15 protein-coding genes, 2 tRNA genes and 2 pseudogenes are annotated in these 19166 nt (G+C 50.3%); 11 read left to right on the top strand and 8 right to left on the bottom strand.

The window, feature by feature from the left end; translation table 11 throughout:
• Positions 1 to 33: 33 nt before the first annotated feature.
• Together ACMYSP_RS21500 and ACMYSP_RS21495 are read right to left on the bottom strand one after the other, a co-directional pair.
• Entirely contained in the window at positions 34 to 522 is a 489-nt protein-coding gene (locus ACMYSP_RS21500; protein ID WP_434584065.1) for a YybH family protein, read from the bottom strand.
• 725 nt (positions 523 to 1247) lie between these two features.
• Positions 1248 to 1337: transfer RNA gene (locus tag ACMYSP_RS21495), tRNA-Ser, on the bottom strand.
• An 87-nt stretch (positions 1338 to 1424) separates the two neighbouring features.
• Between ACMYSP_RS21495 and mtfA the strand changes: the two genes are divergently transcribed.
• The 3 genes and pseudogenes from mtfA to ACMYSP_RS21480 all read left to right on the top strand — a co-directional run.
• Positions 1425 to 2225 carry a DgsA anti-repressor MtfA gene (gene mtfA, locus ACMYSP_RS21490; RefSeq protein ID WP_434584063.1) on the top strand — a complete coding sequence of 267 codons (801 nt, stop codon included), beginning with the start codon at positions 1425 to 1427 and terminating at the stop codon, positions 2223 to 2225.
• Between the two features lie 100 nt (positions 2226 to 2325).
• A tRNA-Asn gene (locus ACMYSP_RS21485) sits at positions 2326 to 2401 on the top strand.
• A 179-nt stretch (positions 2402 to 2580) separates the two neighbouring features.
• A pseudogene (locus tag ACMYSP_RS21480) lies at positions 2581 to 2694 on the top strand (Arm DNA-binding domain-containing protein); the annotation flags it as partial.
• Between the two features lie 458 nt (positions 2695 to 3152).
• Here the strand turns inward: ACMYSP_RS21480 and ACMYSP_RS21475 are convergent.
• The 3 genes from ACMYSP_RS21475 to ACMYSP_RS21465 are packed head-to-tail and all read right to left on the bottom strand — an operon-like array spanning position 3153 to position 5469.
• Positions 3153 to 3407, bottom strand: coding sequence for a pyocin S6 family toxin immunity protein (locus tag ACMYSP_RS21475; RefSeq protein ID WP_434584062.1), 255 nt, complete (start codon positions 3405 to 3407; stop codon positions 3153 to 3155).
• Positions 3404 to 4981: a colicin E3/pyocin S6 family cytotoxin gene (locus ACMYSP_RS21470; protein ID WP_434584061.1), complete on the bottom strand. Its 1578-nt coding sequence runs from the start codon at positions 4979 to 4981 to the stop codon at positions 3404 to 3406. The genes ACMYSP_RS21475 and ACMYSP_RS21470 overlap by 4 nt, the downstream gene beginning before the upstream one ends.
• Positions 4981 to 5469 carry a PAAR domain-containing protein gene (locus tag ACMYSP_RS21465; RefSeq protein ID WP_434584060.1) on the bottom strand — a complete coding sequence of 163 codons (489 nt, stop codon included), beginning with the start codon at positions 5467 to 5469 and terminating at the stop codon, positions 4981 to 4983. Before ACMYSP_RS21465 ends, ACMYSP_RS21470 begins: the two co-directional genes overlap by 1 nt.
• A 415-nt stretch (positions 5470 to 5884) precedes the next feature.
• Here ACMYSP_RS21465 and ACMYSP_RS21460 point away from each other — a divergent pair.
• The 5 genes and pseudogenes from ACMYSP_RS21460 to ACMYSP_RS21440 all read left to right on the top strand — a co-directional run.
• Positions 5885 to 6044: pseudogene (locus tag ACMYSP_RS21460) on the top strand (phage integrase central domain-containing protein); the annotation flags it as partial.
• A gap of 266 nt (positions 6045 to 6310) precedes the next feature.
• Positions 6311 to 8812: a phosphoenolpyruvate--protein phosphotransferase gene (ptsP, locus tag ACMYSP_RS21455; RefSeq protein WP_434584059.1), complete on the top strand. Its 2502-nt coding sequence runs from the start codon at positions 6311 to 6313 to the stop codon at positions 8810 to 8812.
• Between the two features lie 23 nt (positions 8813 to 8835).
• Positions 8836 to 9855 carry a PTS fructose transporter subunit IIC gene (locus ACMYSP_RS21450; RefSeq protein WP_434584058.1) on the top strand — a complete coding sequence of 340 codons (1020 nt, stop codon included), beginning with the start codon at positions 8836 to 8838 and terminating at the stop codon, positions 9853 to 9855.
• Position 9856: 1 nt separating this feature from the next.
• Positions 9857 to 10711, top strand: a complete 855-nt coding sequence (locus ACMYSP_RS21445) for a helix-turn-helix transcriptional regulator (RefSeq protein WP_434584057.1) — start codon at positions 9857 to 9859, stop codon at positions 10709 to 10711.
• Entirely contained in the window at positions 10708 to 11097 is a 390-nt protein-coding gene (locus tag ACMYSP_RS21440) for a PTS fructose transporter subunit IIB (protein WP_434584056.1), read from the top strand. Before ACMYSP_RS21445 ends, ACMYSP_RS21440 begins: the two co-directional genes overlap by 4 nt.
• Before the next feature lie 94 nt (positions 11098 to 11191).
• On the opposite strand, the gene ACMYSP_RS21435 is transcribed toward ACMYSP_RS21440, so the two are convergent.
• The 3 genes from ACMYSP_RS21435 to ACMYSP_RS21425 are packed head-to-tail and all read right to left on the bottom strand — an operon-like array spanning position 11192 to position 14607.
• Positions 11192 to 11932, bottom strand: coding sequence for a phosphatase (locus ACMYSP_RS21435; RefSeq protein ID WP_434584055.1), 741 nt, complete (start codon positions 11930 to 11932; stop codon positions 11192 to 11194).
• Between the two features lie 56 nt (positions 11933 to 11988).
• Complete coding sequence (tkt, locus tag ACMYSP_RS21430; protein WP_434584054.1) at positions 11989 to 13983, bottom strand: transketolase; 1995 nt, start codon at positions 13981 to 13983, stop codon at positions 11989 to 11991.
• On the bottom strand, positions 13984 to 14607 hold the full coding sequence (locus tag ACMYSP_RS21425) for an HAD-IA family hydrolase (RefSeq protein ID WP_434584053.1): 624 nt from the start codon (positions 14605 to 14607) through the stop codon (positions 13984 to 13986).
• Between the two features lie 394 nt (positions 14608 to 15001).
• Between ACMYSP_RS21425 and ptsP (ACMYSP_RS21420) the strand changes: the two genes are divergently transcribed.
• The 3 genes from ptsP (ACMYSP_RS21420) to ACMYSP_RS21410 all read left to right on the top strand — a co-directional run bounded on the left by ptsP (ACMYSP_RS21420) (position 15002) and on the right by ACMYSP_RS21410 (position 19163).
• Positions 15002 to 17512: a phosphoenolpyruvate--protein phosphotransferase gene (gene ptsP, locus ACMYSP_RS21420; RefSeq protein WP_434587229.1), complete on the top strand. Its 2511-nt coding sequence runs from the start codon at positions 15002 to 15004 to the stop codon at positions 17510 to 17512.
• A gap of 59 nt (positions 17513 to 17571) precedes the next feature.
• Positions 17572 to 17892 (top strand): PTS fructose transporter subunit IIB, encoded by a 321-nt coding sequence (locus ACMYSP_RS21415; protein WP_434584052.1) that lies wholly within the window; start codon positions 17572 to 17574, stop codon positions 17890 to 17892.
• Positions 17893 to 18059: 167 nt separating this feature from the next.
• The gene (locus tag ACMYSP_RS21410; RefSeq protein ID WP_434584051.1) at positions 18060 to 19163 is read left to right on the top strand and encodes a PTS fructose transporter subunit IIC; all 1104 of its coding nucleotides are present in this window, start codon (positions 18060 to 18062) and stop codon (positions 19161 to 19163) included.
• The last annotated feature ends 3 nt before the right edge of the window (positions 19164 to 19166 follow it).

Here is a 19166-nt window from a genome sequence, read left to right as displayed (position 1 = left end):
CTCAGAGGATGTCATAGATGCATCCGTGTGATTTCAGAGACGGGGTGACAGATGTTCGTGGCAGGCTAACCAGCCCTGTGAGGTGCGACGGAAAATAATGGTTTCCCGCTCCGTCAGCAGGCTTTGCTGACCATCGACCTGTATGCGCGTGTCGACATCATGAAAGAAGATCGCTACCTCGCCACAGACCTGCACATGTGTGTTGCTGGACACGCAGTCGAGGATGGAGAACCCTTCCGCCTGCCAGTTAGTCCACTGTGTGTACCAGGCATGGCGGGAACGTAATGGCAGTTCAAGGTTATGAAGCACAAAGGTGGCATCTTCGGTAAATGACGCAAAGTACGCCTGCGTATCGTTACGTGCAAAAGCCGCCACCAGTTGCTGGGCAGCCGACTGTACTTCAGCCACGTCATTCCTGAGCGTATTCGCATCGCTGAGATGATACGCAGCGACAGCTATCTCAACCCCATCATCACCTTCCGCCATTACCCTTTCCGGAAACGAATCAATTTGATGCGCCATAGTGTCCTCTGTCTGTTGCTCCGCGACGGGAGCGGATTACCCTGAGAGAAAAAGAGTGCAACAGAAGACATCTGGGTAAAATAGCGTGCAGCAAAAGGTTACTTCACTAAATCAATAAGTAATATTTCCTTATACCCTGATAACTCACAACAAAATAAAATACTAAAAATCAATTGGTTATTGCATTGCCCACGCATTTATACGTCAGAGAGGTTGACGCTTTGCTAAGCAAAGCCATTTTTTAGGTATGTCATCCGTTGAATATCATGACTAGGTTCACATTTAGTGAAGTATTTGCCAGCAAAGACATTACGCGCGATTAAATAGTATCGATTGGGCGTGTATTCAGTGTGTTATCGCGACAACATCATATAGATATGCATGCCGCCAGCATGTCTGTACCTGCCGGTGGTCGTTGAAGAGCAAGAGAGACTTAAGCCCCGTGCATGCACGAGGTGATTCAGAGAACACCTACGGCAAATTCGCTGTCGATGGCACATTTTTAAATGAATGCTTCACGGATGGATTCACACGACTAAGTTCACAGAATGAAGGAGATACTGGCAAACCGCTACCTTGGGTGATAGCGAAGTGATAACTTATACGGATGAGGGAAATGCCCGATCCTGTCCGGCAAACGCCGCTGCTTATTGACATACAGAATGGTATGCAGGACAAAAGCGTAGAGTTAAATGTTTTTTAAATCAGGAAGGTAAGGGAAGAAGTGGCGGAGAGAGGGGGATTTGAACCCCCGGTAGAGTTGCCCCTACTCTAGTTTTCGAGACTAGTCCGTTCAGCCGCTCCGGCATCTCTCCGCTGAGGTGGCTATAATGCCAGGTTCTTTGGCATTTTAATAGTTCCTGTCTCTTTAAATCCGTTCAAGTGACGACTTTGCGAGCAATATGATGTTTAAATGGCCCTGGAAAGTAGATGAAGAGTCCGGCAACACGAAAATACCATGGGAACAAGCGCTTGCCATTCCTGTTTTAGCCAATCTTTCCGCGCAAGAGCAGCGGGAACTGGTGCAGCTGGCAGCACGTTTTCTACAACAAAAACGCCTGGTCCCTCTGCAAGGTCTTGAGCTTGAGCCGGTCCACACCGCCCGTATCGCGATGCTGTTCTGCCTGCCGGTACTTCAGTTAGGTATTGAATGGCTTGATGGTTTCCACGAGGTGCTGATCTACCCTGCCCCATTTGTTGTTGATGATGAATGGGAAGATGACATTGGCCTCGTCCATAACCAACGGGTCGTTCAGTCCGGGCAGAGCTGGCAACAGGGGCCGATTATTCTCAACTGGCTTGATATTCAGGACTCCTTCGACGCCTCCGGCTTTAATCTGATCGTGCATGAAGTCGCGCATAAGCTGGATACACGAAATGGCGATCGCGCCAGCGGGGTGCCGTTGATCCCTCTACGCGAAGTTGCCGGGTGGGAGCATGACCTCCACGCTGCGATGAATAATATTCAGGATGAGATCGATCTGGTGGGTGAAAGCGCCGCCAGTATTGACGCCTATGCAGCAACCGACCCTGCCGAATGCTTTGCGGTACTGTCAGAATATTTCTTTAGCGCGCCAGAGCTGTTTGCTCCGCGCTTCCCGGCGCTGTGGCAGCGTTTTTGCCATTTCTATCGCCAGGATCCGTTGCAACGATTACGTGAAAATGGCCTGCTGGATGGCGATGATAGCCAGGTTGTGCACTAAAACAACGGTTTGACTTAAATTTAGCCATTTGAATCAGTGGCTTAATTTTAGTGTTGACACAAAAATGCCGGGCCAGTAGTATGCGCCTCGTTCACACGATTCCTCTGTAGTTCAGTCGGTAGAACGGCGGACTGTTAATCCGTATGTCACTGGTTCGAGTCCAGTCAGAGGAGCCAATTTAAGGGAAGCAGACGTTCACTGACGTCTGCTTTCTGCATTTCTACCAGTTGGTTATCCCCTTCTTCAGGTTCACCCTCGTTCACTAAAAACCACTCGAAGCCATACCCATTTGCTGGTAAATATGTTGGTAATGGTAGCTCGATTGCGTTTTTATCAACAAGCGGGGGATGCCGTTATGCCACTTACTGATACTAAAGTAAAAAACGCCAAATCCCTTGATAAGGAATACAAGCTAACCGATGGCTTTGGTATGTTCCTTCGCGTTACCCCTAAAGGTTCCAAATACTGGTGTAAGCATCCCGCCAGAACCAACGCAGCCCCGCCATTAGTAAGATTTTTTTCATCTTCATATCCCATCAATGTTAACGAACTGACTGTTCGTGGCAGGATTGAAAGCAAAAGAGAGCCTACTCCAAGCCGGATCACACCCGATCCACAAACAGTCTGTTTAACCAATTGATAGAATTTAATTATTTTCGATTTTCGTCATATCGTTTAAATCGATCGATATAAACAATTAAAATAACGATCAATCAACCGTTTTCAATCGACAAGAACTATCAATGATGAATTATTGATCTTTTATATCAATTGATTGATAGTCGTGGTCAGCAATGGAACGCCACAGTTGGGGGCTTTGGCTGGATGTTCTAAGGGATAAAGGACGAAGCAGCACACAAGGTGTGTTGTGCTGCTTATGTTGGATAGATAATTGAAAACGCGCTTTAAAGCGAGGATAACTCTATTTCAGAGTTCCCCACCTGATATTTGAAAATCCAAATCTTCTTGGAAAAAGTTTTTATCCAATATTTTCTCAATTGCCTTGACCTGTTGGCTGGTAAGATCCCATCCACCGATCCCTGCAGTAAAGTCACTATAGTCTTCATCCGTCCAAACCATGACTTTAGCTATTTCCGGGAGTTTTTCTTTTGGTATATTGATTTCGAAGACGAGTAGTTCATCTACACGTTCGAAAGCATCAATAGTATAAACAATTGTCATTTTTCTACCTTTCTTGTCGGATCTGCTGGTTTAGTTTGCTCACCTGTTATTGGGTCAAACTCGCCTAAATGATTGCGCCCTGAACGATCATAAATTTCGACCGTACCGTGTTGCGAATCCCATTCATAGATACGCCCTTTAGAATCTTTCCATCTTGAACGCAATGATCCCCCGCCCTTAACCGGGGTCCTTTTTTTAGCTGTTTTAGCATCTGGGAAGGCAGGTAATGGAGGATTTCCCTTTGGAGCCACATGATATTTATGATCAGCATTCAGATAAATATATATTGGTGGAATATTCGGCAACGGCAGAATAAGAATATAATCCGCAAAATTCTTTTCTTCCAGGGTCGGAGTGGTTGTAGCTTCAATACTGGTATCTTCCGGCAACGGATCAACAACTACCGGATTAGGTATCCGTACCGGGTTCTGGTTGCCTGTATTTGAAGGAACATTGACAACTGAACTGTCGGGCGTCCAGATGATGGTGATACGTGGATCTTCCTCTGTGGTGAACGTATATGCCTTTCGGGTGCTGTCCCACTCCATTTTGCGCACACGCACCATATCTTTACCGGGTGGCGTATGCCAGCCATGAGGAACAGGATTACCTTTATCATCTTGTTCCCATGTATAACGCACACGGCTTGGCGCTTCACGCATTTGCTCAAGTCTCATGCGGTCAATAAAATCCTGTTCACCGTCATTGAGCCTGCCGGGCATCATTCCCAACACGGCTGCTGCGATGGGGGCACCGGGGCCACTGGCAGCAATCCTTCCAATTCCTGTAGCCATCTCACCAAGTTTTACTGCCCACGTTCCTGACGTAATGGCATTTCCGCCTACCAACCCAAGAACGCTGGCACCTTCAACAGCCATTTGAGCATTAGCAGCACTTGTAGCTGCAGCCGTTGCCCGCTGATATTCGATTTCTTCGTGATCACCGTTCAGCCATTTATACAGGGCACTTCGCTTTTTCGGTTTCGGTATATCGTCTACAGGTTTCTTTTTCTTGGCGGTCTGAGCATGTTGGGGAACATCAGTATCGGAAGCTGGATCGGCAGAAGGAACAGACTGATAAAATGCCATTGAAGCAAAATTGGTATGAGGCTCCTGATCTTCTCCGACATCATTACAGCCCTCACCACGAAGGCAGGATTTGGCGAATACCCGATGGCGGTCACGCTCTTCAGCCAGTTGTTTAGTTCTTTCTTCTTCTGCGGCCTTACGTTCAGCAACCAGTGCTGCAAGGGCCGCAATAGAAGGATCCGGGCCTCTGCCAACCCATTGTCCTGCTGGCGCAATAATCCAGTTAGACCCGGAAGGGCAGGCACAGCGCACGATTGAACCATCCACTGCTGCTATTTTTCCATTATTGGTATCACGGGGTTCACCGGATACGATAACCCCTACCTCACCGCATTTAGGACAGGGGGTTGTTTTATCCCCAACGCGAACAACTCTGCGCCCATGTTCAGTATCATTGGACATTGAGGCAATGCATTCAGCACCCGTGGTTGTTTTATCACCCTCAAGTGCTGTTCCTCTTCCATAACAGTCAGATCGATTTCCCATTACGCCACCTCTACAGATAACAGGAAATCCTCCGGCATCTTTTCTCCTATACGACCTACAATCATCTGTCCATCGCACGGTGTGCTGATAATCTCATCTCCGTTATCCAGATGGCTGTTGACCAGTGCTACACCACGACCATTCACTTCACTCATTCTACCCGCACCAGTGACAATTCTCGCCGTTCTCCCATCAGGGTAAACAACATCATCACCAACCAGCGAAACATTAACCTTCCTACCATCTGAAAGTTCGATTTCGTTTCCGTTGTATGCTGCACGAACTGTTCCGCCATCTCTGGTAAGGCTACCATCAACTGCAATACGGTATATGGCATTAACAGGATGCTGACGGCAATATTCCTGCTGGTCAGAGATGTGCGCCCGCGTTTCATCATTCATTCCGGCCAGTTGTTCCACCGTAAACGGTGATTGATCCATTGTTGCCAGCACTTCCGGTGTCAGTTCATTGTTGTATTGACGATTCATTTCCTTTTCCTTGTCATGAGCCTGGTTAATTTGATGCAATACTAATCGATCCTTAATTTGACTTAAAAGCATTATCTATCATAATGCTAAGACATGGCTTCGAAGCAATAACAGACGAAATCTGATCCCAGCTGATAGCTACAGGATGTGTTTTCCAGCTTTACAGAGATCCCAGTGTTCTGTTCAGCAACAGAATAGTTTTTAATCTATCGCTATATTCAAAGCCGGATAAATTATCCTGTGTATTTTATCTGAAATCTTTTAAATAGCATTTTTAACCAATATCTCGTTTCGGGTCTTTGAACTGAGAATCATCGTCCCATCGAATGGGAAAAACGTTTTTAACGCAGCCCACTATGTTGGTATCAACAATCACATGGCTGAGCAGGACTTGTTTCTGTTAATGATGGATTTATCCATAAACATTGCGGACAACCTGCTTGCCAGCCTGGACGATCAGATCTGATCCAGTAATTGGTCATCTACCGGTAACGGAATGGAAACCCCGTTATTTCATCGATCGGCTGAAAGGTATCGAGACAAGAGGTCCGTTGGAAGTTGCATCCCGCACGCGTCTATATTAATGCCCCCACCGTTCAGTCCAAAATTTGTGACCAATATCGCAAACTCAACCCCAAACGCCAAAAACAAAAAATGAAATAAATCAAATAAGTAACTGTTAATTCCAATCACGATAAACATGACAAAAGTCACAAAATCACAATCAGGTGACTATTTTTAAGAAAAGGTCACTTTTTTACTATGTCATCGCCATTGCGAAAAGGGAAAGATAGCGAGATCGGCAACACGTTGACGCGCGCAAAAGCATTCAGGAGTCGAGATGGCGGTGGTTATAACCTATATATGTGAGCTCTATGAAGGTGTTCATGCCCGGCCTGCCGGATACATCGCGAGGCTATGTAATCTGTTCCAGGCCGATATCGACTGGGAAAATACCCGTACGGGACTGCTGGCAAATGCGAAAAGCGCCCTCTCGCTGATTGCCAGTGACACACTGTTAAACGATACATGCCGCATCACCCTTAGCGGAGAGGATGAACAACAGGCCGCAGCCCAGCTGCGCACGCTGCTTTCCGACCTTCCAACCTTTAGCCTTGAGCCGGAACCTGTAACCATGCAGGGCTATCTGCCCCGCTGCCTTCGGGAGTTGAACCCACAGGTGATTCAGGGAACCCGCATCAATAAGGGTGCCGCCATTGCCAGGCCACAGGTTATGCAGAGTCTGGCTTTCACCGATATTATCGCCCGCAATCCAGGGCACACCGGCAATATTGAAAGCGAAAGAGCCCGCCTTCTGGCCGGTTTAGATGCATTACGCTTAAAGCAAGAAGCTGCTCTCGGAAAAACCCAGGGTATTGAGCACGACCTTATTGCGGCGCATCTCTCTCTGATAACCGACATCGCATTTCAGAATAGCGCGATCGGTTATCTGAACAACAACATGAACTCCTGGTCGGCCATCGCGCAGGCGTCTCTTGACTTTTGCCATCAGCTTGAGCGCTCACCTAGCCAGTATCTGCAGGAGCGCACACTGGATATTCTCGATATTGCTACACAGCTCATCAGCGCGGTTTATGGCGAACAAGCCCTGGCTTATCACCCGCCTTTGCTAAATGAACCGACGATTGTTTTCGCCAGCCACCTGACCCCCAACCAGTTTCTGGCGCTGAACCGCAGACACCTTGCAGGTCTGGTGCTGTCCTCTACGGGGAAAACCTCTCATACGGCCATTCTGGCCCGTTCGTCAGGTATCCCAACCCTGGCGGATATCGATTTTTCATCGCTGGGGATCGATGTCGATCAACTGATAATCATTGATGGTGAGCCGGGGATCCTGATTACTCATCCGGATGAGAAAGTTCTGCGCTACTACCGTCATGAAATTTCCGTCCAGCAGGAAATGCAGCAGCGGCTGCAGGAAAATGCTTTAGCACCCGCAAGAACCCGTGACGGGCATCGCGTAGAGGTAGCAGCTAATATTTCGAGCCTTGCCGAAGCGCAGGCGGCCTTTGAAAACGGTGCAGAAAGCATTGGCCTGTTTCGCACCGAGATGACATATATGGGCCGCGATTGCCCGCCCTCCTGCGCTGAACTGACGGACCTGTATAAACAGGTTGTGACTCTGGCAGGGGGAAAGCCCGTTATCTTCCGCACCTTCGATATCGGCGGTGATAAGCCGGTTGAATACCTTAGCGTCGATAATGAAGAAAACCCGTTTCTTGGTTTCCGGGCAGTACGTACCTATCCGCAATATCGCGACCTTTTCTCCGCCCAGTTGAAGGCTATTCTGAGCGCCTCAGCAGCAGGTAAAGCCAAAATTATGCTGCCGATGATCTCACGGGTGGAAGAACTTATCTGGTGTCGTGAGGTGCTGGAATCGGTCAAGCAGGAGATGCGCCGCAAGGGGTTAGCATTTGATGAAGAGATAACTCTCGGCATTATGCTGGAGGTACCTTCGGTACTCTTCTCTATGGAGGAGCTAGCAGAACATGCTGATTTCTTCAGCGTGGGTAGTAATGACCTGACGCAATACTTTTTCGCCGCAGACCGGGGGAATGCCCAGGTAAAAACGCTTTACGACAGTTGCACCCCACCGTTTTTACGCGCCCTGCAGTTCGCAGTTAGCGAGGCTCATCGCGCCGGTAAACCAGTCGGGCTGTGCGGCGAACTCGCTGCCGACGAAACTATTCTCCCGCTGCTTGTCGGTATTGGCTTTGATGAATTGAGTATGAACTGCACCGCGATTCCGGGGATTAAGCACGCCCTGGGCAAACTCAGTGCCGGAGATTGCCGGGGGCTGGCGCATAATCTTTTGCAAAATCACGACGCACAGCAGTTCAAAGCCGCATTACAAAATTCGAGCGTGAGTGCGGCACAACAACCACTGCTATCGCCAGAGATGGTTTTATGGGGGATTGACGCCGCTGATAAAAACGAGGCAATCAAAATGATGGTTGATAACCTGTGGCTTCAGCAGCGCACTAATGCACGTGACAAGCTCTGCAGTGATATCTGGGCTCGCGAAGTACCTTTTCCTACAGTCGTTGGCTCGGGCTTTGCGATCCCCCATGCCCAAACGGACGCAGTCATGGAATCCGCCGTCACTATTGCCACGCTCAGACAACCTATCGCATGGGGAGGCGTGATGGTCGATACCCTCTTTATGCTGACGATTAGCAAATCCGCGCAGGGTAACGAGCATATGAAGTACTTCTCCACCCTGGCGCGCATGCTCATGAATGATGAATTTGTCAGCCAAATTAAAGCGGCAAAAAGCCCGAACGCGCTTTACACGCTGATATCCAGAACTCTGGCCTTCTGAGCAGCAAATGTTATGAGGCTGACATGTTAAAACTATTAAAAACAACTAAACGACATTTTATGACCGGCGTCTCCTACATGATCCCGTTTGTCGTCGCCGGCGGCGTTTTGTTGGCACTCGCGGTGATGTTTAACGGTGAAGCCGCAGTACCGGACCATGGTTTCCTGAAGGCCATGTCGCAAATTGGTATGGCTGGCTTAACCCTGTTTATCCCTATCTTGTCAGGGTTTATCGCTTATTCGATGGTCGATAAACCAGGCATCGCGCCCGGCGCCATTGGTGGCCTGATGGCTTATCAGATGGGTGCCGGATTTTTAGGCGGCATGCTCTCCGGGATTATTGCCGGGCTGGTGGTCTATGTCCTGCTGAACCTGATCGCGCGGCTCAGGATCCCCCATTTTCTGCGCATGGTATTACCGATATTTATTATTCCACTTATCGGCACATTCCTCACCGGCATGGCGGTGTATTACATCATTGGCGACCCTATTGCCGGGCTGATGAAGTGGCTTAGCGTCTGGCTTGGCAATATGCAGGGAGCGTCATTTATTATCCTTGGCACCATCCTGGGCTGCATGATCGCCGTCGATATGGGCGGCCCAATGAATAAAACCGCGTTTTTCTTTGCCGTTGCCCTGATTTCAACGAACCCGCAGTTGATGGCGGCAGTCGCTGCTGCCGACTGTACGCCGCCGCTGGGGCTGGCGCTGGCAACATTTCTGTTTAAAGACATTTTTAATGATGTGGAGCGAGAAGCCGGTAAGCCTGCAGTGATTATGGGCTTTATGGGGATTACAGAAGGGGCAATTCCGTTTGCGGCGGCGGATCCGGTGCGGGTTATCCCGGCAATTATGCTTGGCAGCGCGGTTGCGGCAATCCTTTCACTATGGTTTGGCGCAACCAACGCCGCCCCCTGGGGCGGGCTTATCGTATTACCGGTAGTCAGCAACCATTTTGGCTACATCGTTTCGGTGGTTGCCGGGACTATCACCACCGCCTTTGCGGTGAAAATCCTGAAGACCGTTATCAAACCTCGGGCATAATATGGCTACGTTTATTCAATCTATTCTCAGCGAATTCAGCGCTCAGGGCTCGATAGACAAGGGCATCATGGTGGCTAACGGCAATACACCGGCCCCGGCGATGGCCTACCATCTGCATGTTCCGCGCATTGAGCTGACGGTAAAGGGCACGCTCAGCATGCTGCTGCCGAAAGGCGTGGACCGCATCGTGAAATATGAACGCCCGGTCGGCACCATCACCTACATTCCCACCAACAGCTGGAACTCGCCGCTGTGGGAAAGCCCGGTTATCTGCATGTCGATAGTCTTCTGGAAGCAAGACGTTGGTTTCAGCATCAGCAACTGGGACGGCACGCAGTTTAAAGAAGTGGAAAAGTACAACCTGCAAAACTCCAGCAGTACGGTTCGCGACCGGCTTCTCGACCTGGCCGAATCGCTGGCGTGGTCGCAGGATAACACCAGCGAGACCTTTGCCCACGTGGTCTATGCGCTGATTAACGACCTGTTGTATCAAATTACCGATGGCCTGAATAACCAGCGGGGTCCCTTCTCTCTGCTGGATGAAATAAAGAGCTATATCGATAGTCACTACCACACGGACATTAGCCGGGAAAGCGTCGCCGAAACGTTTAATATTTCCCCTGGCTATCTGTCGCGTCTGTTTTCGAAGGAGTCAGACGTGAAATTTAATGAATATCTCAAGTTAGCCCGCATTTCGCGTTCAAAAACGCTGCTAACCAATACCACTATGAAAATCAACGAAGTTTCAGAAAAGTGCGGTTTCACGGATACGAACTATTTCTGCAAGGTGTTTCGCGATATTAACGATTGTACGCCGCTTGAGTACCGCCGCAAAAATAAGGGAGCAAGATCATGACCACTCGTGCAACAAGAGATGAGATTCAGCCTTTCTCCAGCGAACGCAATCTGCATATTGTAGCGGTGACCGCATGCGCTACCGGCGTGGCGCATACCTATATGGCCGCAGAACAGCTGGAAAAGCTGGCTAAGCAGTATCACTTTGCGATCAAAATCGAGACCCAGGGCGTACTGGGACTTAAGAATCCAATTACCGATAAGGATATTTTCGAATCGGAACTCACCATCATCGCGTCCGATATTACTATCGATAATCCTTCACGCTTTGAGGGTTGCCGTATTCTGAATGTCTGTATTAACTCGTTGCTGCTCAAACCAACGGAGGTTATCGCCGCCATGCGCAAGTCTCTGAACTTACCAAGAGGCAACGTTATTGATATGTAGGTAGTTTCCCGTGCGGCAACGGTCTCGCGTCAAAACCGCACGGGCACGCCTTACGCCCTCCCCCTTTTAGGGAGAGGGTTTAACCCGCAATTTTTTAGGCCTGCAGCGCATCAAGCTCAGCTATCCGCTCCCCGCCGCGCTGTTCCAGAAACGTCAGCACCCGTCGTACAGAAGTATTCAGTACTCTTGATGCCGGAAAATCAGCCTCCACCAACAAGTGCTGGCAGGCACTAAAATCGCCCAGTGAAAACGCGCTGTGTGAATCGCTACCCAACGAGAGAAGCCCGCCGCTGTCGCGCACGGCTGCTACAATTTTGCGACAGTTCCCCTCACTGCCCTTACGCGAATGGACGAAAGAGGCATTATTGACCTCCAGTGCCACGTGACACTCTTTCGCCGCAGTCGCCACCGCCGGGATATCAAGCGGATACTCCGGGTTACCGGGGTGGCTGATAATATGAACTTTACCGCTTGCTATCACTGCAATCAGCGCATCGGTGTTGGTGGTAATGTCAGCAGGCGCAAACACCTGCTTGTGGAATCCGGCAATAACTAAATCCAGCGACGCACGCATTTTGTCGCTGCAGTCGGTCTCACCACCGGGTTTGATATTGGCCTCAATACCGCGCAAGATCCCCACACCATCGACAACGCGCGGCAGCACGCGCAAATTATTAAAGTGAAACGGATGCGGCGCATCAACCATTTCCGGGCCATGGTCAGTAATGGCGATCAGGCGAATATGATTACGCACCGCGGCGGCGATATAGTCATGAACCGTGCTGTAGGCATGGGTACTGGCCAGGGTATGCATATGAAGGTCGACGGGATACATGTTATCTCTCCCCGAAATGAAAAGCGGCCCCTTAGCCTGTAAGGAGCCGTTAAAGGTTAAGCCAGAAGCGCTTTTGCCTGCTGCAACACCGCCTCAACGGTAATGCCAAACTCCTGATAAAGCTGTTCCGCCGGGGCGGACTCGCCGTAGGACTGCATACCGATAATCGCGCCGTTCAGCCCGACATATTTAAACCAGTAATCCGCGATCCCCGCCTCCACTGCGATACGAGCAGAAACTGCCTGCGGCAGCACCGCTTCACGATACGCCGCATCCTGCTTGTCGAAGACATCGGTAGACGGCATGGAAACCACCCGCGCCTTCACACCTTCAGCCGTCAGTTGCTGCCATGCGGCTACCGCCAGCTCCACCTCCGAGCCGGTCGCAATAAGGATCAGCTGCGGTTGCCCCTCGCAATTCTTCAGTACATAGCCGCCGCGCGCGATATCCTGCACCTGCTGCCAGGTCCGTTCCTGCTGGGTCAGGTTTTGCCGGGAAAAGATCAGCGCCGTCGGGCCATCCAGGCGTTCAACACCATATTTCCACGCCACCGCCGATTCCACCTGATCGCAGGGACGCCAGGTACTGAGGTTCGGCGTCATGCGCAGTGAGGCAATCTGTTCGACCGGTTGATGGGTCGGGCCATCTTCGCCCAGGCCAATGGAGTCATGGGTATAAACCAGCACCTGACGCTGCTTCATCAGCGCCGCCATGCGCACCGCATTGCGGGCATATTCGACAAACATCAGGAAAGTCGAGGTGTATGGCAGGAAGCCACCGTGCAGAGCGATACCGTTAGCGATAGCGGTCATGCCGAATTCACGCACGCCGTAGTGAATGTAGTTACCGGCGGGATCTTCGTTAATCGCTTTAGACCCGGACCACAAGGTCAGGTTCGACGGCGCCAGATCTGCAGAGCCACCGAGGAACTCCGGTAACAGTTGGCCGAAGGCTTCAATCGCGTTCTGCGACGCTTTACGACTGGCGATTTTCGCCGGTTTGGCCTGCAATCTTTCAATAAACGCCTGCGCGTTGCTGGCAAACTCAGCGGGCAGCTGCCCGTTTACCCTGCGGGTAAATTCAGCTGCCAGCTCGGGGAACGTTTTCGCGTATGCGGCAAACTTCTCGTTCCACTCGGCCTCCTTCGCCTGTCCTGATTTGCGGGCATCCCACCGTGCAGCTATATCAGAGGGGATAACGAACGGTGGGTACGTCCAGTCCAGTGCTTCACGCGTAGCCGCGACCTCAGCCTCACCCAGCGGCGCGCCGTGAACATCATGGGTGCCCGCTTTGTGCGGTGAACCAAAACCAATCACCGTTTTGCAGATAATTAACGTCGGCATGCTGGTAATCGATTTTGCGACATCAATCGCAGCGCGAATGGATTCAGGATCGTGCCCATCTACTCCGCGTACCACGTGCCAGCCGTAGGCTTCAAAGCGTTTAGCGGTATCATCGGTGAACCAGCCTTCAACGTGACCGTCGATGGAGATACCGTTGTCGTCATAGAACGCCACCAGTTTACCAAGATTCAGCGTCCCGGCCAGGGAGCAAACTTCATGAGAAATGCCCTCCATCATGCAACCATCGCCCATAAAGGCATATGTGAAGTGATCGACAATGTCGTGGCCCGGACGGTTAAATTGCGCCGCGAGGGTTTTCTCGGCAATCGCCATGCCGACCGCATTGGCGATCCCCTGACCCAATGGCCCGGTGGTCGTTTCCACACCAGGGGTATAGCCCACTTCCGGGTGACCTGGCGTTTTAGAATGCAGTTGACGGAAGTTTTTTAGTTCATCAATGGCCAGATCATAGCCGGTGAGGTGCAGCAGGCTGTAAATCAGCATCGAACCGTGGCCGTTGGAGAGCACAAAGCGGTCACGGTTAGCCCACGCTGGGTTATTCGGGTTGTGGTTGAGAAAATCCCGCCACAAAACTTCAGCAATATCCGCCATCCCCATTGGGGCGCCCGGATGGCCTGAGTTTGCACGCTGCACGGCATCAACGCTCAGCATACGGATGGCATTGGCCAGGGTTTTTCGTGATGGCATTTAATACTCCCTCTGAATTTTTAGGAAAAAATCCGCCTCGCCCTTCTGCGTTACGCTCAGGTCAAGGTAGTTATCGATGGTTTGCCAGGTGTCAATATCGTGAATGACCGACTGACGGGTCAGAACTTCCACCACGACGCATCCCGCCTGAGTGGCGGAATGCAGACCGGCAGTGGAGTCTTCAAAAGCGAGGCAACGGGCGGGTGAAAGGTCTAGCCTCGCGGCACCAATATGGAACGGTTCAGGATGTGGTTTGCCGTGGTGAATATCTTCACTGGTCACCAGTACCGGCGGAAACGGAAATCCAACCTGGCGGATCCGTGCCGAAGCAACCTTCAGCGACCCGGAAGTCACTACCGCCCAGGGGACATGTAACTGCTCAAGCTGGCGGAGAAAATCAACGGCCCCGTTAACCGCAGTAATGCCGTCAGTATTGCTCGCTTCAAACTCTTCCAGCGCAAGAAATTCGTCGATAATGGTCTGTTCGCTGGCATCGGGCATAAAATGACGCAACGTACTCAGGGCGGGTTTTCCGTGGAGATAATTGCATACCGTCCGCGCATCCAGCCCTTTTGTAGTGGCCCATAAACTCCAGGAGGCTTCAACGAAATCCAGCGAGTTCACCAGTGTTCCGTCTAAATCCAGTAATATTCCACGAAAATGCATCGTAATTACCACCACGAAATAAATAGAGTGTGTATTATTTTGTACTCTATTACCCCATGACTATTGAATAGAAAGAAAGTCACTTTAATAGCAATTGCGTGACCACTATTTATCCATTAGTAATAGTGCGACCGCCATCACAATGACTTAAATCATCTCGCAATATACATGATGCAGTAATTTCATGACTACGATCACAAAATAATAACCAGGCTTTTTTATTCAAGCAAAGGTCACTTTTTTTCTATTCAAAACCAGCTGAGAACGATAAAGGATATAAAACATGAAAGGCAGGCACTCAAACCTGCAGAAAAATTAATTAGCCATGGCTAAAAGATTATCGGGAGCAATGATGTCAGAGATAATAACGTATCAATGTGATCTGAAGGATGGTATTCACGCCAGACCGGCGGGGCATGTCGAACGGCTGTGCAACACATTTCAATCTGAGGTGTGCTGGAATAATATTCGCACCGGCATTCAGGGTAATGGTAAAAGCGCTCTCTCGATTGTCGCCACCGATACCTTACTCAACGATGCCTGTGAAATTACAATCAGCGGAAAAGATGCGGCAAGCGCTGCTCAGCAACTTAGTGCGCTGCTTAAAAAACTGCCCTCCTTCGAGGTTAGCCATGCAGACGAAGCTACCGCGCCTGCGGGCTATCTCCCGCGTTCGCTGTGGGAGACTCAGCTCAGTTTTATTCAGGGCTCACGCATCAGTGGCGGTGTTGCCATTGCCAGACCCGTTCGTATTCAGAGCTTGTCATTAGACGAAATGCTGGTGCGTAACCCGGGCGGTGTATATTCCACTGAGCACCAGCAGCGTATCTTCCTGGCGGGCTTAGAGGCGCTTAAGCAAGAGAAGCAGGCGGCACTAGATATTAAGAAAGGCGTTGAGCATGATATTTTACAGGCGCATTTATCCATTATCACCGATGCGACCTTTCAAAGCCATATCTCCTCGGCGATTTCCCGTGGTGACAATACCTGGGATGCGGTAATTAAAGCTGCAATAGAGTTCTGTGAAATACTGAATCGCTCATCGAGTAAATACATTAAAGAACGGACCCTTGATGTTCTCGATATTACCGGGCAATTACTTACTGCGATCTATGGCCCGGGCATATTACCGCAGAACAGCCTTGAATTAACGCAACCGTCGATTATTCTGGCCAACAGTCTGACACCAAGCCAGTTTCTTGGGATCAATAAAGAGTATCTTGCCGGGATGGTATTATCCGCCACGGGTAAAACGTCGCACACCGCTATCCTTGCACGTTCGCTCGGTATCCCGACTCTGACAGATATTGATTTTTCGACCCTGCAGCTGAATACAGAAATGGACATTATTATTGATGGCAATCCGGGAATTCTGATTACCGCGCCGGATGAGAAAGTCCTGTGCTATTACCAGAATGAAATTGCCGTTCAGCAGAGTATGCAGCAACAGATGCTGGCTAACGTTTTTCAGGCAGCGACCACCAGCGATCATCATCGTGTCGAGATAGCAGCCAATATCGCCAGCCTGGCGGAAGCCGAGGCAGCCTTTAACAACGGCGCTGAGGGTATCGGGCTGTTTCGTACCGAAATGTCATTCATGGACCGTGAATCCGCACCTGACTACCACGAACTGGCTGAGCTCTACAGCCAGGTGATACAGGTTGCACAAGGGAAGCCGGTTATCTTCCGCACCTACGACATTGGTGGCGATAAACCTGTCGACTATATGAGCATCGGGGAAGAAGAAAACCCGTTTCTCGGCTTTCGGGCGGTGCGAACTTATCCGCGTTATCGCGACCTTTTCGCCATGCAGCTCAAGGCTATCCTCAGCGCCTCGGCTTTTGGCGATGCCAAAATCATGATCCCGATGATCGCCAACGTTGATGAAGTTATCTGGTGCCGTGAAGTCCTCGAAGAGGTCAAAAGTACGATGCGTGATGAAGGGCTGGCATTCAACGACAGCATCTCGCTCGGCGTGATGCTGGAGATCCCCTCCGTTATCTTCGCGATTAGCGAAATAGCGGAATACGCAGATTTCTTCAGCGTGGGCAGCAACGACCTGACCCAGTACTTTTTTGCCGCCGACCGCGGGAATACCCAGGTTGAGGCGGTATACGACAACTATGCCCCGGCATTCCTGCGCGCCATGCAGTATGCCGCCGATGAAGTCCACCGCGCGTGCAAGTGGATAGGTATCTGCGGAGAGCTGGGTGCCAGCAAAGATTTTCTGCCGCTGTTCGTTGGGATGGGCTTTGACGAACTCAGCATGAGCGGCACCGCTATTCCGGGCGTCAAACATGCGCTGCGGGAGCTGAGTTTTGCCAAGTGCCAGGGTCTGGCCCAGGATATTGTGGCGTTAAAACGTTCTGCGGATGTCAAAGCCGCGCTGCGTTCACCGGACGTAAAAGCGGTCAGCAAAATGCCGATCCTCGCCCCGGAGTTTATTCTCTGCGGACTACAGGCACGCGACAAAAACGAAGTTATCAAAAAGATGACCGACAATCTGTGGCTGCACCATCGCACCGATAACCGGGATCAATTAACTGATGATATCTGGGCCCGCGAAGACTCCTTCTCCACCGCCGTGGGCTATGGCTTCGCCATTCCGCACACCAGGTCGGACCATATTCACTACTCCACCATTAGTATGGCAACCCTTGCGTCGCCAATTATGTGGGACGATCAGGAGGTCGAAACCGTATTTATGCTCACCGTCAGTAAATCCGCCGACCCTAATGAGCATATGAAATATTTCTCCACGCTTGCCAGAAAACTCATGAAAGAGGATTTCCGCAATGAAATAAAACAGGCCGAAAACGTCAACGTACTCTACAACCTGATGGCCAATACTCTGGCCGTATGAAATCAGGATTTATTAAGCAATATTTAAAACCACAGCCAAATAAAAATCAGGAGTCACTCATGAAAATTGTCGGAGTCGCAGCATGCATTACCGGTGTCGCCCACACCTATATGGCACAGGAAGCTATCGAGCAGGAGTGCAAAAAAAGAGGTTATGACGTCAAGGTCGAAACTCAGGGCGGCATGGGGATTGAAAATGAATTAAGCGAAGATGAGATTGCTGAAGCTGACGTAGTTATTCTGGCGATTGCTATTGGCATTGAAGGTGTCGAGCGTTTTGAAGAAAAAGAAGACGCCGGACTGATTATTTCGCTGAACCCAGCAGAAGTAGTTCGCGATCCAGCAGCGATTATTGACCGGGCTGAACAACTGGTGAAATAAACCAATCCGCCGGTCCTGATTTACTTTCGGCATTCAGTACCGGTGAATAATAACGTTAATTAAATTTCTGCGACCCTTTTATTTAAATCACGACGCAAATGCGTCCGGGGATGATTGCGCCTGAATATAGCAGTCATCTTAAAAATAAAGTGTCCTGGAGGATGAAAATGTCGGAAAAAATGAAAGCCATCAAGGATGATTTAGTCAAAGCATTCAGTACCGGGGTGTCATATATGATGCCGGTGGTGGTGGTCGGCGGTATCTGCCTGGCACTCTCCCTGATTGGTGGTGAACCGGTCGCGGGCAAAGGCATGGTGGTCACCAACCCATTCTTATTAAACCTTGGGGCGATCGGCAGCGCGGGGTTGGGAATGATGATCCCGGTGTTGGCGGCCTATATCTCCTACTCTATCGCCGGTAAACCGGGCCTCACGCCAGGTTTAATCACCGGCTTTATGGCCAGCACGCCGCTGGGTGCAGACCACGTCGTTACCGGTTTTCTGGGAGCAATGCTGCTCGGTATTCTCAGTGGCTACGTGGCGAAATGGGTAAAAGGTTGGAAAGTCGGCAAGGTGCTGATGCCGGTCATGCCGATCATGATTATTCCTATCGTCTCCAGCGTCATCGTCGGAATGCTCTATCTGTACGTGCTGATTGGGCCAATCGGTTTTGCCATGAAATGGCTGGTTTCGATGCTCTCACATATGCAGGGAAGCAGTGGGCTGGTGCTGGGTCTGATTGTCGGTGCCATGGCGGCCTTTGATATGGGCGGCCCGGTCAATAAAACCGCAACGGCATTTACCCTCGCATTAATGGCTGAAGGTATTTATGGCCCGAACGGTGCTTACCGTGTTGCCTGCGCTATTCCGCCACTGGGCATTGCCCTCTCTACGTTTATTTCACCCCGTAAATGGGCTGAAGATGAAAGAAGAATGGGGACTTCAGCTGCCTTTATGGGGTTAATTGGCATTACCGAAGGAGCTATTCCTTTCGCCGTTAAAAACCTGAAGACCGTTCTGCCTTCAATAATTATCGGCAGTGCCGTCGGTGCCGGTCTGGCTATGGTTCACGGAGTTGAATCTATGGTTCCCCACGGCGGATTAATTGCCATCGCAGGCGTCAATAAAGCACCAGTATGGTACGCCATTGATATGGCCATCGGCGTTATTGTCACCGCCATCTGCCTATATATTCTGCGCCCCAATATTAGCGAGCCGGTAAAAAAAGAGTCGGCTAAAAAAACCATCACTTCTGATATGAATAAAGCCTGAGGA

It is taken from the genome of Klebsiella sp. R390, assembly GCF_051131745.1.
GTDB lineage: Bacteria > Pseudomonadota > Gammaproteobacteria > Enterobacterales > Enterobacteriaceae > Klebsiella.
This window is presented reverse-complemented; position numbering and strand designations above follow the sequence as displayed.

What these genes read in the sequence shown, in the direction of transcription:
- ACMYSP_RS21500 (WP_434584065.1), bottom strand. Translation starts at nt 522, where the DNA reads ATGGCGCATCAAATTGATTCGTTTCCGGAAAGGGTAATGGCGGAAGGT.
- mtfA (WP_434584063.1), top strand. Translation starts at nt 1,425, where the DNA reads ATGATGTTTAAATGGCCCTGGAAAGTAGATGAAGAGTCCGGCAACACG.
- ACMYSP_RS21475 (WP_434584062.1), bottom strand. Translation starts at nt 3,407, where the DNA reads ATGACAATTGTTTATACTATTGATGCTTTCGAACGTGTAGATGAACTA.
- ACMYSP_RS21470 (WP_434584061.1), bottom strand. Translation starts at nt 4,981, where the DNA reads ATGGGAAATCGATCTGACTGTTATGGAAGAGGAACAGCACTTGAGGGT.
- ACMYSP_RS21465 (WP_434584060.1), bottom strand. Translation starts at nt 5,469, where the DNA reads ATGAATCGTCAATACAACAATGAACTGACACCGGAAGTGCTGGCAACA.
- ptsP (WP_434584059.1), top strand. Translation starts at nt 6,311, where the DNA reads ATGGCGGTGGTTATAACCTATATATGTGAGCTCTATGAAGGTGTTCAT.
- ACMYSP_RS21450 (WP_434584058.1), top strand. Translation starts at nt 8,836, where the DNA reads ATGTTAAAACTATTAAAAACAACTAAACGACATTTTATGACCGGCGTC.
- ACMYSP_RS21445 (WP_434584057.1), top strand. Translation starts at nt 9,857, where the DNA reads ATGGCTACGTTTATTCAATCTATTCTCAGCGAATTCAGCGCTCAGGGC.
- ACMYSP_RS21440 (WP_434584056.1), top strand. Translation starts at nt 10,708, where the DNA reads ATGACCACTCGTGCAACAAGAGATGAGATTCAGCCTTTCTCCAGCGAA.
- ACMYSP_RS21435 (WP_434584055.1), bottom strand. Translation starts at nt 11,932, where the DNA reads ATGTATCCCGTCGACCTTCATATGCATACCCTGGCCAGTACCCATGCC.
- tkt (WP_434584054.1), bottom strand. Translation starts at nt 13,983, where the DNA reads ATGCCATCACGAAAAACCCTGGCCAATGCCATCCGTATGCTGAGCGTT.
- ptsP (WP_434587229.1), top strand. Translation starts at nt 15,002, where the DNA reads ATGTCAGAGATAATAACGTATCAATGTGATCTGAAGGATGGTATTCAC.
- ACMYSP_RS21415 (WP_434584052.1), top strand. Translation starts at nt 17,572, where the DNA reads ATGAAAATTGTCGGAGTCGCAGCATGCATTACCGGTGTCGCCCACACC.
- ACMYSP_RS21410 (WP_434584051.1), top strand. Translation starts at nt 18,060, where the DNA reads ATGTCGGAAAAAATGAAAGCCATCAAGGATGATTTAGTCAAAGCATTC.